A 14,274-nucleotide genomic window follows, 5' to 3' on the forward strand; every position below is an offset into this window, starting at 1 on the left:
GAAATCATGACACATGCGGAAGGATCCGCGGAGATCGTCAAGCTGCGATTCATGCTGGGCGTCAAGCTGGCGGCTTTCAACCAGTTCGTGGCTGAGCGTCTGGGACTGAGCGTTACGGACATGGAATGCCTCGAAGTCGCCTATTTCGACGAGGTGCAACCCGTCACGCCAGGCCGGCTGTCGAAGCTGATGGGGTTATCGCCTGGTAGTATCACGACATCCCTGAAGAACCTCGAAAGAGCAGGGCTAATAGCCCGTGAGCCCGATCCGACCGATGGGCGGCGCATCCTGCTGCGTTTCATTCCAGGCAGTCGTGCAACAGTTAATGCCTGTTTCGAGGCGGTCAACCGTAGTCTGGCAGAGTTTGATGACACACTCGGTAGTGAAGAACTGGAAAGCGTAAAAAATTATTTATCTGCGATGCTAAGAATAATTGACAACCATATGGCGGACTCAACCAACCGGTTAGCGTGACACCGCGCCGATTGGTGGTCGTGTCGCGACGTTTCATCGCCGGATGGCGTGTTGGGCTTGCCCCCGGCTTCACCAAGGGCCGTGGATGTGCTGTTCGAACTGACAGCACGGGCATGCGCGGCTGTGATGCTGGGTATTTTCAGCTATGTGGCGATTCTCCACTGGCTTGCCGATCCTGGCGCGTCCCCGCATCTTTCAACCCGGCAATACGCGCGGATGATACGTCGATGGGCGGAGGCCGCGGGGCTTGATCCGACAGCGTATGGCACGCATTCGATGCGGCGTACCAAGGCAACCTTTATGTCGCTGACACGTCGCCGATTTAGTGGCTTGTTCAGCTTAGCCTTAGGGCGAAATAATATCGTTACCGCCGCCAGACGCACGCGAATCTCCTTGCAGCTGTTAAGGGGAGCGAAAAAATGTCCATGCGCGTCCACTTCGTTTCTTTCTCCCTCTCGCGATGTCGCTGGCCACCGCCGGCATCCTCGTGACCGTCCCGGCTTCGGCTCAGCAGAGCGAGCAGGGGAACGTAGCGCGGGAGACGGCAGCCCTGTCCAGTCAGCAAGGGAACTGGGCCGTCGTTAGGTCTTGACGGGTCAGGGCCTGGGGCTCGCGTCCATCTCCGAGGCTCGCGCCAGCGCTTGCGTGTCGACATACTCCCGGATGTTCGTCAGTCTGCCATTCCGTAGGGTGATCGCGAAAACGAAATGATCCTCGAAGGTGCTGTTCGTCGCCTTGACCTTGCCCTTTGCGAAACCTACGACCATGACCCGGTCTCCCTGCGCCAGGAATTCGGGAGGCTCTGGGGACGTAATCTCCATTTCTTTGGAAGCTTTCTGAAGCAAATCCTCCAATCCCGCGTGCCCGATATGGGTCCCGGCCAACGGCCAGCCCTCGCCAGGGATGATCCACTCTATGTCTTCGGCGACCAGCGCCCGCAGATTGTCCCTGTCGCCGCGGCCGACGGCGGCGAAGAAATCCTTCACAGTCTGAACGTTCGTCTCGGTACTCATGGGAATTCTCCATTTCCTTCGGATCCGATCGCGTGCGTTGTGGTCATCCGTCGAACTTGACAAGGTCCTTAAAGATCAGTTGACCCCAGCTATTTCCGCGCGCCTGCACAAGCATTCCACCTTCCGAGAGCCCGCCAAGTTTGATCGGCGCGAAGCCGAGATTTTCCGCGAGCACACCAATCTCCGTCGCAGCGTCTTCATCGTCGCTCGCCAGGAACACGACTCTCTTGCCACCATGCACGGCGGGATCCTGGTCAAGCGTCGCAGCGATCAAATGGTTGAAGCCTTTGACCAGTCGTCCACCATTGAAGGCCTGCGCGATGAACCTGGAAGAAGGCTGACCTCCCAGTTCGTCAGGGGGTACGCCGTAGGCATTGGTCACATCGACGATGGTCTTCCCGTGCCAGGTGTGGAGCGCCTTGGCGACATCCGGGTGCGCCTCGAAACGGACAGCCAAAAAAATGATGTCCGCCTTGACCGCTTCCGCCAGTTTTTTGGGAATGATCGTGGGTCCGATCGCGGCCGCGTCGGACGCAAAGCTTATCGGGTCGCGCGTGGTTGCAACGGACACTTCAATGCCTTTGCGGGCAAACGCCTTGGCAAGCGCGTGACCGATCTTGCCGAAGCCGATGATTGCGTAGCTCATAGATTTTCCTTCTGTTTGTTGAACCCCGGGGCGCTCCGAAAAATCGTGCGGGGCGCCGTGGGGTTGCACGTCAGAGTTGCGCAAGGCCGCCGTCGACGGCGACTTCGCTGGCGGTCATGAAGCTGCTGTCCTGCGAGGCCAGGAAGGCGGCCACCGCTCCAATCTCTGCGGGATCAGCCATGCGCTGGAGCGGGGTCATCGCGCCGTACGCCTTCTGGCCTTCCTCGCCCAGCGCCGCCTTCGCGAGTTCGGTCGCCGTCGCCCCGGGCGACAGCACGTTGACGCGGATGCCAGTGCCCTTGAGGTCCGCCGCCCAAGTCCGCGCGAGGTTGCGCACGGCCGCCTTGCTCGCGCTGTAGGCGGTGAATCCCGGGGCGCCGGTGGTGCCGGCGCTCGACCCAGTCAGGATGATTGAACCGCCCTGGCCCATCAGCGGCAGCGCCTCCTGGACCGTGAAAATCGTACCCTTCACGTTGGTGTCGAAAGTTTCGTCAATGTGCTCGGCGGTGATCTTGCCGAGCGGAAGCGGGCTTCCCGCCCCGGCATTGGCAAAGACAATGTCGAGAGTTCCGCGCTCGGACTTCACCGCCGCGTAGAGTCGGTTGAGCTCGGCAAGCTCGGAGACTGAGCCCTTTACCGCGCGGGCATTGGGCCCGAGGCTGGCCAAGGCGGCGTCGAGCGCTTCCTGCCGGCGGCCGAAGATGAAAACGAAGGCGCCTTCCTCGATGAAGCGCTTTGCTGCGGCGAGGCCGATGCCGGTAGCGCCACCGGTGATCACGGCGGTCTTTCCATTCAGTCTGTTCATGTCATGCAATCCTTTGAGACGAGAGCGAAAACATAATTCTGGCGCTCTTGATTCATGAAGACAATTGACTGAATATGTATAAGTACCATCTACTATTTGGATATAACTGTGCTCGACAACGTCACCATCAATCAACTTCGGGCCTTCGTCGCCGTTTGTGATTACGGGAGCTTTTCCGGAGCCGCACGGGAGCTGAGGCGTGCACAGTCGGCGATCAGTCACGCGATCAACGCGCTCGAGAGTGCCTTTGATGTGATGCTGTTTGAGCGCAACACTCGCAAAGCGACGCTTACAGCCGCGGGCCGCAGCCTCCTGCCCGATGCTCGTGGGGTAATCTCACGCACCGAGGAAATGAAGATGCGCGCGGTTGCGATTTCTGAGGCCGGGGTCCCGCAGGTATCCATTGCCGTCGACACCTATTTTCCGCGTACGCACCTGATCGAATGCCTGCGCACCCTGCAGGCGGACTTTCCAACGGTTGCAATCAATCTGCGCATGACAACCATGCAGGGCGGCGAGCGTTTGGTTCTCGAGGGCACGTGCGCATTGGCGGTGACGATCACGGACGTGCCGGAACTGAGTCCAGGTACCATTGAAAGACAGCATCTATGTGACGCGCAAATGGTGACCGTGTGTGCGCCATCGCATCCGCTGGCCGCAATCGCGGGGCCGATCCCGCGAGAGGAATTCGGCCGGCACATCCAGCTCGTCGTAACCGACAATCAGCCTGATGCGGAAAAGACGCAACAGGGCGTCGCTAGTGAACGCCAGTGGCTGGTGAATGATCTCGGCGCGAAGCACGATCTGCTCAGGGGAAGCTTGTGCTGGGGGCACATGCCGCATCATCTGGTTGCGGAGGACCTTGCCAATGGAACACTTGTCGAACTCCAACGGCGCGCATGGCACATGCGCCCCCTCACCTTCATGGTCTCGCAGCGGCGCGGGTACTCGTTTTCCGAATGCGAGGCACGGCTGGTCGAGATCCTTGGCAATCCGCAGCGCTTGCCCAAGGATGCCAGACAGCGCTCCGTCTCACGCAAAGGCGAAACAGCCCGAAGGCCCGTCACGCGTGAGCAACAGTCGGTACGGGCTGCCGCTCCTCGACGGGTGTCCTCAAAGTAGATAAGCAATCTGCTTTGCGGGCTCACGGTCCTCAACGTCGCGCGTAACGCTCGTCGGTGTGGAGAACTGGTTAGGTTTGATGCCATGTCCCTCCCCAAACGTAGCAAGCGGTCATGTGGATCTATACTGGGGCACCTGGAGGCTTCGATGGCTAATCAAGACAGACTGCATCCGCTACGTCCGCTCCTGAAGAATTGGGTTTGGGAACATGGCCGAATCGGTACCCGATATCTGGACTGCACCGATGGCGAAATCAAGTTTGACGAAGGCAAGAAGTCGCGTTTCGCGGCCGAAGAATACATTTACGTGCCGCTCGACAAGGATGCTGACGACGATGCGCCTAGGGAAGGTCCTGCGATCCAGGAGGCGGGGCTCGCCCGGTTTTTGAGGGCAGCGCAGTTAGGCAGGCCCGAGGAGGCCGGCACTATCGTGGAGGTCCAGCGCGCAGTGCAGGACTGCATGGAACTCGGCCTATTCAGCGCATATCAGTTGAGCGCACAGCAGGCCGCCGCACGCTATGCGCAAGAACCCATGTTCGAGGATGAAATCCGCGCTGCGGTTGTCGACGATATCCGACGTATCTACGCGGGCATGCGCGAGCAATTGGCGCTGTACGATTTCAGTGTGCTTTACGGCTTGCCCACGCCCCTGCTCATCAGCGAGGCGCCGTTCATCGACTGGCGCGTGCGCGCCAGTCCGGCCCTTCCGTTTGTCTCGCTTCCTCTTGGGCCATACTGCCTGCTGGTGGGTGCGCCGTCGGGCAGGAGCAGCCGAATTGGCCCTGTGGTCTGGAAGTCCGCCGCGGCAATGGGCCCGTTGAAGGACCACAACCGCCAAATCGCGGAGCACGCACGGTTGTGGCTGGTGGCGACCACTGATGACCAACTCGTCGCGGTACAAAGCCGCTTTGCTGATGCCAGGAGCCCCAAGCCAGAGGATGCGAGGCCCTGACTGAAGTCGGCGGGAAACGCGTTGAATCGTTCGTGCTTCTGGAGACGATTTACGGACGTCCGCTCCCTGAACCCACGAGTGTCACGCTGGGTCGATATCCGCGCGGCCTTCATAAGCAGCGGAATACACCCGCGAGCAGGGGGCGGTCCCGTCAAGCCCCCCGTCGCGCGTGCCAGCCTCTGAAAGTCGCGATCGCGTATCCTGGCAGTTCAGTCCTGAGCCCACGCCGCAGCCATGGCGACAGCAAAGTCCCGATAGGATCTCGGTTGTCGTCCCAGCAGCGTCGCCAGACGCTCGACGTCTGCGCTGGACGCGACCGCGCCGTCCTGCTGATACCGGCCCATCATGAGCCGCATGTCGTATGCGAGCCAGGCAGGAACAACCGACTTGAGGCGCTGCTCAAGGACGTCGAGATCGTCGCCACCATAGCGGACGGGACGTCCCAGCGCCTCGGCCCAGATCGAAACCACGCTCTGCGCATTGATCACGTCAGGACCGACGAGTTCGTACGTCTCGCGCGGCAGCGGGTTTGAGCCACGCTCGCGGCGCAGCAGTTCGCGCGCGGCAGCCTCGCCGATATCACGGACGTCGACCATGGAAATGCCTTTCGCGCCAATTGGCATGCCGTAGACGCCGTGCGAAAGCAGCGGGTCTTTCTGCCGGACGTCGTTCTGGATGAAATACGCGGGGCGCAGCACTGTCACCGGCAGGTCGAGGTGTTCGATCATGCGCTCGACCGTATGTTTGCCGGTGAAGTGCGGCACGTCGACGTATTCGGCGCCCTTGAACACCGACAGATAAACCACGCCTTTCACACCCGCTTCCCGTGCGACGCTCAGGGTCTGCACCGCCTGAGTCAGCTCGTCCGCGACGTTGGGCGCAAGCAGGAACAACGTGCTGACGCCGATCATCGCCTGCCGCACCGCGTCGACGTCGGACAGGTCGCCCTTCACTGCGGTGACGCCATCAGAAAATCGCGCTTTCTCCGGTGTGCGGGTCAGCGCGCGTACCTCGACACCGCTGCCGCCCAGATGCTCGATAACCTGCTTACCGATCACGCCCGTGCTGCCTGTAACGAGGACTGCCATGGGTATCTCCTTGAAGTGGATGGGCTGGGTCAGCCCGTGAGACAAACAATAATCGTTTCGTTCAATAGCCGAAAGTGCCAGAATTCATACACTTCGTCTCGTAAACGGAACGATCATGGATTTGACGTCGCTCGGCGATTTCAATGCAGTTGCACTGCACGGTGGCTTTGGGCCCGCCAGCCGGGCGCTCGACCGCCCCAAGGCCACCCTCTCGCGGCGCGTGGCCGAGCTCGAGGAAAGCCTCGGTGTCAGGCTGATCGAGCGAGGCTCACGCAGGCTGCGTCTGACAGAAGAGGGCGTTGCACTCCATGAACGCACGCGGGGGCTCATGGCTGAGATTCAGGAGGCGGGTGAAGCGCTCGCCTCACGCGCCCCGGTGGCGCGCGGGCGGCTGCGCATCAGCGCGCCTGTCGTTTTCGCGCATGTCGTGCTGTGTCGGATCGCTGCGCGCTTTGCGCTCGCCTATCCGCAGGTCGAACTTGAGGTCATTGCAGAAGACCGCATCGTGGATCCGGTGGAGGACGGCTACGACCTCGTTATCCGTATCGACCCGGCGCATGGCGAGCAGCTCGTGGGACGGCGCATCCTCGGTGACGAGCGCCTCGTGGTCGCGGCGCCGGGCATGTCGATACCTTCGAGACCTGCACCCGATGCAACCGGGTTGGAGGTGCCGGCCGTTATGTCGGCCGCGGCACCATCAGGCGCGTTATGGCACATGCGAACGGAAGACGGTGGTGCGATAGCGATCAGGCCGATGCCCGTGTTGCGGCTGTCATCGTTGCTGATGGTGCGTGACGCGGTGCTCGAGGGCGTAGGCGCGGCGCTCTTGCCCAGATTGCTGGTTGAGCATGATGTGTCGACAGGAAGACTCGCCTGTTGGGGAAAGGCGGGCTCGCCCGTGGAAATCTGGGCCCTTTACAATTCGCGCCGGCTTCTGAGCGCGAAGGTGCGAGCGTTCATGACTATGCTGCAGGAGTTGCCGGGTCGGGAGCGCAAATGGGGTGGCGCTAGCAGCTCCAATGATTCTCCGCGCCGCTAGCTTTCTCTGTGGTAGCGCGGCGACGTGGTCGAGCCGTCGAGCGGCAGCTTTCGGCGACATTGAGTGTCTCTAAGGAAACGCTGATCAATGGGTTCGCCGCCACCGTTGTCGACGAGTCAGTTTGAAGGCGTCAGAACGGCGAACGAATTTTTGTTGTGACCGGGATGAGTTTTGTTCGAATACGGGCCAACTGCTCGCGTTTTTCATACAGATGACGGACTTTCCCCATGTGTCGAGCGCAGTCGGTTCTTCGCGATCACCAGATTGGCCAAGGCGAACAGACTGAACAGTTGCGCCGTGTTCTTGGCTAGACCTTTGTAGCGGACCTTGCGATGGCGGAACAGATTCTTGACGACATGAAACGGATGCTCGACCCGTGCGCGAATCTGCGCCTTGGTTCGCTCGACCTGGATCAGCAGATCCTTCAGCGCACCGTCACGCATTGCCTTGATTTTTCCGCGCTTGACAGCCACACGCCACTGCACCGGATTGCCGTGCATCTCGTCGCGCTTTTCAACGCCCGTGTAGCCGGCATCGCCGAACGCTTCCCGCTCATGCCCGTGCAACAAGGCATGGGCTTGCGATACGTCCGATACGTTGGCCGATGTACCCACCAGGCTATGCACCAGACCCGAGTCGGCATCGACGCCGATATGCGCCTTCATGCCAAAATGCCATTCGTTGCCCTTCTTCGTTTGATGCATCTCGGGATCGCGGCTGTTCCCGGCGTTCCTGGTCGACGCCGGCGCCTCGATAATCGTCGCATCGACCAACGTGCCTTCCTTCATCAGCAAGCCGCGTTCGCACAGCGAAATGCCGATCTCGTCGAACAGCTTGCGCGTCAAGGCATGCTCGACCAGCAGGCGGCGGGAACTTCAACGACGTGGTCGCGTCTGGCACGTCCTCGACCGCCAGATCGATGCCGGCAAACGCACGCATCGCGATGCTGTCATACAGCGCGTCTTCCAACCCTTCGTCCGACAGCCCGTACCACTGTTGCAGGAAGTAGATTCTCAGCATACGTTCCAGGCCAATCGGCGGTCGGCCCCGCTTGCCCTTCGGGTAGTACGGCTCGATGGCCGACAGCAAACGTGGCCATGGGACAACCTTCTCCATCTCCGCCAGAAAGCGCTGCCGCCTGGTTACGCGCTTCGCGCCCTTGCTTTCCGCTTCTGCAAAACCGATCTGCCGCTTCATCGCCGTGGATCCGTTCCGTGAGCCTCTTTTTAAACGTCCTCGGTGGCCGATGCGATGACCGCCGAGCCGAATAAATCAGTGTTTCCCTAACGGGTCGCGTAGCGCCCATCGGCGATTGGCGCAGACTGACTCTCCCTTCACTTGAAAGGAGAATCGTCATGGAAGCAACTATCAGCAGCGGCGCGCAGCGCGTGCCGTGGAACAAAGACAAGCTAACCCGACAGAAGTCGCCGCTGAAGCTTAAGGAAATCTGGGCCATCCGAATCCGCCTGCAACTGGGGGCGAAAACCCGTGAACTTGCGATGGTCAATCTGGCGATCGACAGCAAGCTGCGAGCGTGCGACCTGACGAAACTGCGGGTGCGCGATGTCTGCTTGGGAACGCGCGTAGTGCCCCGGGCGACTGTGACGCAACAGAAAACGCGGCGACCGGTGCAATCCGAGATCACCGAGCAAACGCGGGATAGTGTGGAACGCTGGATCGAGGCAGCGGGGCTGTCCGCTTCAGATTTCCTGTTCTCGGGCCGGATTCATGCGTCGCCCCATTTTTCGACCCGTCAGTACGCAAGGATCGTTCATCGTTGGATTAAATCGATCGGGCTCGACGACACTTTCTATGGCACGCACACGATACGTCGAACGAAAGCATCGTTGATCTATCGCCGTACTAAAAATCTCAGGGCCGTACAGTGTTGCTGCTCGGCCACACTAAACTCGAAAGCACAGTCAGATACCTCGGCATTGAAGTCGACGACGCGCTGGAGATGGCTGAGCAGACCGAGGTTTGAGCGGTAGATCGCCGGCCGGCAATTGGTCGCTGTCAGGCCACGAACGGTCCTTCGCAGTCGGTTGACGAACGTCTCTTGACGAGCGACAAGTCACTATTTAACGAAGCGACGGCGATCGATGATTCGTGAGGAAAGCGTGACCTTTCCCTTGTTTGACGATCCCAATAGCAGAGTAAATTAACCTGCTTCGCCTTGCCCGGCGTTGACCTTGCCCGTGTTTCGCGAATCCCATAGCTGAGAGATTTATGCGGCTCGCCCCTGTTGAGCGGCGAACCAGTTTTTCTCGAACGTCATGGGGCTGACGTAATCGAGCGTCGAGTGTAGCCGGCGCGAATTATAAAAGTCAAGCCAGTCGACGATTTCATCCATTGCCGCACGCCGGGTCGCAAAGTGCCGGCCATGCAGGCGTGCAACTTTCAACGAACCCCACAGGCTTTCGGTCGGTGCATTGTCCCAGCAGTCGCCGCGCCGACTCATCGACGAGCGCATGCCGTAGGCCTTCAGCGTGTCCTGGAACAGCCCGCTGCAATACTGGCTACCCCGGTCGCTATGGACGATGACGCCAGCCTCTGGACGGCGCCGGAACCACGCCATACGCAGCGCATCGGTGACCAGTTCCGCTTTCATGTGTGGCTGCATCGACCAGCCCACCACCTGCCTGCTGAACAGGTCAATGATGACCGCCAGATAAACCCAGCCTTCAGCCGTCGCACAGTACGTGATGTCGCTCGTCCAGACCTGGTTCGGCGCCGTTGCTGTGAAGTTACGCTCCAACAAGTTCGGCGCCACCGGCAGGTTGTGATTCGAGTTCGTCGTCGCGATGTACTTGCGCTTGTGTCGGGCACGGATGCCATGCTGCGCCATCAGCTTGCGAACACGCTCCTTGCCCACGCGCACGCCGCGCGCAACGAGCTCTTTCCACATGCGCGGCCAGCCATATTCGCCCTTGACCTGCACGTGAATTGCCTTGATGTGCGCGAGCAGGGCATCGTTGCTGATACGGCATCTGTGCGGCTTGTCATCACCGCTGCGCTGCTGACGCTGATGATATCCACTGGGACTGATTCCCAGTACTTCGCACAGCATCGAGACTGGCCAGTGGCGTCGATTCCGGTCGATGAACGCGCACTTCACATCAATTCCTTTGCGAAGTACGCCGCCGCTTTTTTTGTGATGTCGAGCTCCATCTTCAGGCGAGACACTTCCGCCCTCAACCGCGCCAGTTCCATCTGCTCGGGACTGACCGGCTTCGCCCCGGCTCCGACCAGTTTGCCTTCCCTGTCCGCCTTGACCCAGTTGTGAAGGGTCTGCTGCACCACGCCCAGCGTCGCCGACACCGCAGCCAAACTCTGGCCGTTCTTTACCAGTCGGACCGCTTCCAGTTTAAATTCGAGCGTGTACTGCGCCCGCTTTGCCTTGACCGTCATCGTTTCCTCTCCTTGCTTGAGCTTACACACTCAGCAAGGGATTCGTTTTTCGGGGGCAAGCTCAGCGTGGCCGTCTGCTATATAACGAAGAAACAAAAGGCAATGCAGTTACGTGGCAGCCTTGATTTCTCGACTAAATGCGTTATGCCGCACGGCGAGGTGCGGCGTATATTCTCACCGCTCTAAAGGGAGAAGAATTCATGCTTAATGCAGAACTCAAACCGGCGTCCGAGTATCGTGTCCAACGGTCGATAGCCCTGCGGGTCGCGGAAGCGGGGAATGATGCGTTTGTGAGTCAGCCAACGCAATTCGATAACGAAGACGAGGCGCACTATGCCGACAAGTCCGGCACGTACACCAAAGGTGTACTGCAGACTGGAATCGGTCTTGTAGATTTGGCTGCCTATGCCTCGTTCAAAAGAGCGCTCGCCAGCGGAACAGCCACGGATTTCGAGCACATTGTCCAGGGCGGAACGAGAACGCAAAATGGTCCACAAGGTGGACTGGCTTTCTTTCAGGACTGCCCTGACTCCTCACAGTTCTCAGTACCGCCGGCCCCGCCTCTGGCAAGCGAGGAATATGCAGCCGAACTCATCGAGCTCTATTGGGCGTCTTTGCTGCGTGATGTGTCCTTCGTGGACTATGCAACTGATCCGACCGCCGCGCAGGCGGTAGCGGAGCTTTCAGCCCTTGCCGCTTACGCCGGCCCTAGAGATGCTTCGAATAAGGTGACCTCGGCCCTGCTATTTCGGGGTTTATTTCAAGGAGAGCAGACAGGCCCGTATGTCTCCCAGTTTCTGCTGAAGTCCACCAATATGGGAGCGCTTCCTGTAACGCAGAAGTACATGACTAACGCCGCAGGGCAGGACTTCATGCTATCGGCAGCTGAGTTCCTTGACGTGCAGAACGGCAAGGCGCCAGTGAATGCATTAACCGCAAGCCCCGCGCCGCTTTATTTACACGATGGCCGTGGACTCGCCGCCTATACACACAGCGATGTACTCTACCAGGCTTATTTCATAGCCAACCTAGTACTAAATTCTTTCCTCAGCGCCAATCCGGCAGTACTCAACCCTGGAAATCCCTACGCGCCAACCCAACCCGGCGCAAAAACTCAAAACGGGTTCGGCACAATGGGGGGGCCAGACATCGCATCCAGCTTGGCGGCTGCCGCATCTGCAGCGCTCAATGCTGTTTGGTATCAGAAATGGTGGGTTCACCTGCGTCATCGACCCGAGTCAGGGGGGGGAATTGTTCACTTGATGAAGACAGGCTCGGGGGGCTCAATTCAGGCTCAATTAAGCCCTACTGTTCTCAACTCTAAGGCCGTGCAGGCATCTCATACGAAGTTCAACAGTTGGCTGTTGCCCCAGGCCTTTCCGGAAGGGTCGCCAACCCATCCTGCCTATCCGACCGGACATGGCGCAGTGGCCGGTGCCTGCATCACTGTTCTCAAGTTCTTTTACGACGGCGCCGCCAAGATTCCAACACCGCAAGTGCCTAACGCTGCCCGGACCGACCTCGTGAATTACGTTCCTCCCGCCGGTGAGCTACCTCTTGATATCAACGGGGAACTTCATAAGCTCGCCAGCAACATTAGCTTTGGCCACGGCATACACGCAGGCATTCACTGGCGTAGCGACACACTGACCTCGATCCAACTGGGCGAGGCAGTGGCCTTGTCTTTTTTGCGGAACAAAGTACGAAGCTACAACGAAAAATTCAGCGTTTCGCTTATGAAGCTGGATGGGACGCAAACCACGATCTCGAACACATGAAAGCACTGGCGGGCGCAGTGCCGCAGGACGCACTTGCTGTTGGCGGCTCATCACTCGCCTGATTCGTTCCGGTCACTGCGCGGAAAGCATGCGAGAATTCATGAAAGAGAATGATCGGGTTGGGGGTTGTGATGTGATTCCCTTGGCTGTCGAGGCCGAAGTTCCCTTTGCCACAACACTGACTCACGTTATAGACGATGCGGATGACGGGCGAAGGACCGGTTGAATCAATGTAAGTGGCGCCGTTACCCCTGATGTCCCCGCTGCCGTGCGGGTCGTTTCCGCCATTCAGCGCGGTAACAACGATATGCTGCGCGGTGGCCACCGGCGCGCCAAAGTTGTTGTTGACGAGCTGGTTTAGCCGAAACTGGGCGGTTAGCAGAAGGGTCGCTTGGAATTGCATAGGCGACATTCGCCCGAATCGGTCTAGGGGCAGAAACGGGTCGGTCCCAGCCTTTCACGTAGCGCTCGCTCAGTGTGGGTTGACTCTTGCCGAATGACCTAGACTCCGGTGTCTCAAAAAATCGACCGCCCGGTAAGCGTGGTCAACCGTTCAAGCGCCTGGACGCCCGCAAGTGAGTTGCCGTTCGCGTCGAGTCCGGGCGACCAGACGCAAACGGCCATTTCCCCCGGCAGCACCGCGACGATGCCGCCGCCCACGCCGCTTTTCGCTGGCAAGCCGACGCGATACACGAAGTCACCGGCCGCGTCGTACGTGCCGCATGTCAGCATAAGAGCGGACAGGCGTTTGGCCGAACTCGCGTCGAGGATACGTTCGCCAGAGATCGGCGCGACGCCGCCGTTGGCGAGAAAGAGTGCCGCCTTCGCCAGTTCGACGCAGTTCATCGATATCGCGCATTGACGGCAATACGCATCGACGACAGCCTCGGACGGCATCTCCAAGTTGCCGAAGCTCGCCATGAAATGGGCCATCGCGCGATTGCGGTGTGCGTGCTGCAATTCGGACTGAGCCACGCGCATATCATAGTCGATCGTCGATTCACCCGTCAGCCGCCGCATGAATTCGACGAGCGCTGTCTCCGCGTTGACGAAGCGGCGGCACAGCACATCGGTGACGACCAGTGCGCCTGCGTTGATGAACGGATTGCGCGGCTTGCCCTTCTCGGCTTCGAGTTGCACGAGCGAATTGAAGGCCGTACCCGACGGCTCACGGCCCACGCGCTGCCACAACGCATCGCCCAGCAGCCTGAATGCCATCGTGCACGCGAACAGCTTGGAGATGCTCTGAATTGAAAAGCGCGTATCGGCTTGCCCTACGCGATACACGTCCCCCGCCGTCGTGACGACGGCCATGCCGAAGCTGTTGGCGGGCACATTCGCGAGTTCGGGAATGTAGTCCGCGGCGCGGCCCGCGGTGCACCACGGTTCGATGTCGCGATGGATCTGTTCGAGGATCGCTTGATAGTTCTGGTCGGACATTGGTAGCTGCATCCAGGAGCCCTTGAGCATGGGTCGCGATGATACCGCAGCCAGGCAGCGTTCGGTGCCGCGCCCACAGTGTCGCGCACCTTTACGAAGATGCTGGGGCCGGCGATGAGTCATTCCGGCGACAGGGTGCTGGCGCTCCGCGAAATTGAACTGATGTACGGTCCTTCGGCAATGACCAAGAAGGCGAACGCCACGTCGCCTTCGACGGCTGGGATCGGCCCAATGTGAGACATTCGATCCTGAAGCCCAGGTCGTTGACAGTTGCCGTTCAGATTCCTCGCTTGCTCCGCGGGTGACATCGCAGTGGTTGAAAATCGTCATGTTGTGCCGACAATCGAGTCAATAGCGATACTAGGCCGTGTTCACATTTAAAAGCGGCCCAAACGAGCAGGCAAGGGACGCAAACACGAGATAGCTGTCAGCGAGCTTGTCATACCGGGTGGAGACACGGCGAAAATGCTTGATACGGTTGAAGAAACGCTCGACCAGGTTGCGTGT

13 protein-coding genes and 2 pseudogenes are annotated in these 14,274 nt (G+C 59.6%); 6 read left to right on the top strand and 9 right to left on the bottom strand.

What is annotated here, in order from left to right; genetic code table 11:
- Positions 1-6 precede the first annotated feature (6 nt).
- Positions 7-474, top strand: a complete 468-nt coding sequence (locus HDG39_RS33145) for a MarR family winged helix-turn-helix transcriptional regulator (RefSeq protein ID WP_184012325.1) — start codon at positions 7-9, stop codon at positions 472-474.
- Positions 475-1,070: 596 nt separating this feature from the next.
- Here HDG39_RS33145 and HDG39_RS33150 read toward each other — a convergent pair.
- The 3 genes from HDG39_RS33150 to HDG39_RS33160 all read right to left on the bottom strand — a co-directional run bounded on the left by HDG39_RS33150 (position 1,071) and on the right by HDG39_RS33160 (position 2,938).
- A complete protein-coding gene (locus tag HDG39_RS33150) occupies positions 1,071-1,487 on the bottom strand; it encodes a nuclear transport factor 2 family protein (RefSeq protein WP_184012327.1) in 417 nt (138 codons plus the stop codon).
- A 43-nt stretch (positions 1,488-1,530) separates the two neighbouring features.
- Positions 1,531-2,133, bottom strand: coding sequence for an NADPH-dependent F420 reductase (locus tag HDG39_RS33155; RefSeq protein ID WP_184012329.1), 603 nt, complete (start codon positions 2,131-2,133; stop codon positions 1,531-1,533).
- Between the two features lie 70 nt (positions 2,134-2,203).
- On the bottom strand, positions 2,204-2,938 hold the full coding sequence (locus HDG39_RS33160) for an SDR family NAD(P)-dependent oxidoreductase (protein WP_184012331.1): 735 nt from the start codon (positions 2,936-2,938) through the stop codon (positions 2,204-2,206).
- 108 nt (positions 2,939-3,046) lie between these two features.
- Between HDG39_RS33160 and HDG39_RS33165 the strand changes: the two genes are divergently transcribed.
- Together HDG39_RS33165 and HDG39_RS33170 are read left to right on the top strand one after the other, a co-directional pair.
- Positions 3,047-4,060: a LysR family transcriptional regulator gene (locus HDG39_RS33165; protein WP_184012333.1), complete on the top strand. Its 1,014-nt coding sequence runs from the start codon at positions 3,047-3,049 to the stop codon at positions 4,058-4,060.
- A 147-nt stretch (positions 4,061-4,207) separates the two neighbouring features.
- Complete coding sequence (locus tag HDG39_RS33170; protein ID WP_184012335.1) at positions 4,208-5,011, top strand: hypothetical protein; 804 nt, start codon at positions 4,208-4,210, stop codon at positions 5,009-5,011.
- Between the two features lie 209 nt (positions 5,012-5,220).
- Here HDG39_RS33170 and HDG39_RS33175 read toward each other — a convergent pair whose 3' ends face one another.
- Positions 5,221-6,099 (bottom strand): NmrA/HSCARG family protein, encoded by an 879-nt coding sequence (locus HDG39_RS33175; RefSeq protein WP_184012349.1) that lies wholly within the window; start codon positions 6,097-6,099, stop codon positions 5,221-5,223.
- Between the two features lie 115 nt (positions 6,100-6,214).
- Between HDG39_RS33175 and HDG39_RS33180 the strand changes: the two genes are divergently transcribed.
- Positions 6,215-7,138 carry a LysR family transcriptional regulator gene (locus HDG39_RS33180; RefSeq protein WP_184012337.1) on the top strand — a complete coding sequence of 308 codons (924 nt, stop codon included), beginning with the start codon at positions 6,215-6,217 and terminating at the stop codon, positions 7,136-7,138.
- Positions 7,139-7,341: 203 nt separating this feature from the next.
- Here the strand turns inward: HDG39_RS33180 and HDG39_RS33185 are convergent.
- A protein-coding gene (locus HDG39_RS33185) for an IS5 family transposase (protein ID WP_184012339.1) occupies positions 7,342-8,335 on the bottom strand; the annotation gives its coding sequence in 2 pieces (ribosomal slippage) (positions 7,342-8,007 and positions 8,009-8,335; 993 coding nt in all).
- A 158-nt stretch (positions 8,336-8,493) separates the two neighbouring features.
- Here HDG39_RS33185 and HDG39_RS33190 point away from each other — a divergent pair.
- Positions 8,494-9,122, top strand: a pseudogene (locus HDG39_RS33190) (tyrosine-type recombinase/integrase).
- Positions 9,123-9,365: 243 nt separating this feature from the next.
- On the opposite strand, the gene HDG39_RS33195 reads toward HDG39_RS33190, so the two are convergent.
- Positions 9,366-10,549 (bottom strand): IS3 family transposase gene (locus HDG39_RS33195; RefSeq protein WP_184012341.1). Its coding sequence is split into 2 segments (ribosomal slippage): positions 9,366-10,294 and positions 10,294-10,549, totalling 1,185 coding nucleotides; the frame shifts between segments, so codons are not numbered across the junction.
- 200 nt (positions 10,550-10,749) lie between these two features.
- On the opposite strand from HDG39_RS33195, the gene HDG39_RS33200 reads away from it, so the two are divergent.
- The gene (locus HDG39_RS33200) at positions 10,750-12,327 is read left to right on the top strand and encodes a phosphatase PAP2 family protein (protein WP_184012343.1); all 1,578 of its coding nucleotides are present in this window, start codon (positions 10,750-10,752) and stop codon (positions 12,325-12,327) included.
- Here the strand turns inward: HDG39_RS33200 and HDG39_RS33205 are convergent.
- The 3 genes and pseudogenes from HDG39_RS33205 to HDG39_RS33215 form a co-directional block, all read right to left on the bottom strand.
- Entirely contained in the window at positions 12,284-12,730 is a 447-nt protein-coding gene (locus tag HDG39_RS33205) for a hypothetical protein (RefSeq protein ID WP_184012345.1), read from the bottom strand. The two genes, HDG39_RS33200 and HDG39_RS33205, sit on opposite strands and share 44 nt — an antisense overlap.
- A gap of 113 nt (positions 12,731-12,843) precedes the next feature.
- Positions 12,844-13,767: a glutaminase gene (locus tag HDG39_RS33210; RefSeq protein ID WP_184012351.1), complete on the bottom strand. Its 924-nt coding sequence runs from the start codon at positions 13,765-13,767 to the stop codon at positions 12,844-12,846.
- 360 nt (positions 13,768-14,127) lie between these two features.
- A pseudogene (locus HDG39_RS33215) lies at positions 14,128-14,274 on the bottom strand (IS5/IS1182 family transposase); the annotation flags it as partial.

This window comes from Paraburkholderia lebeckiae (genome assembly GCF_014201005.1).
In the GTDB taxonomy this organism is placed as follows: Bacteria; Pseudomonadota; Gammaproteobacteria; order Burkholderiales; family Burkholderiaceae; genus Paraburkholderia; species Paraburkholderia tuberum.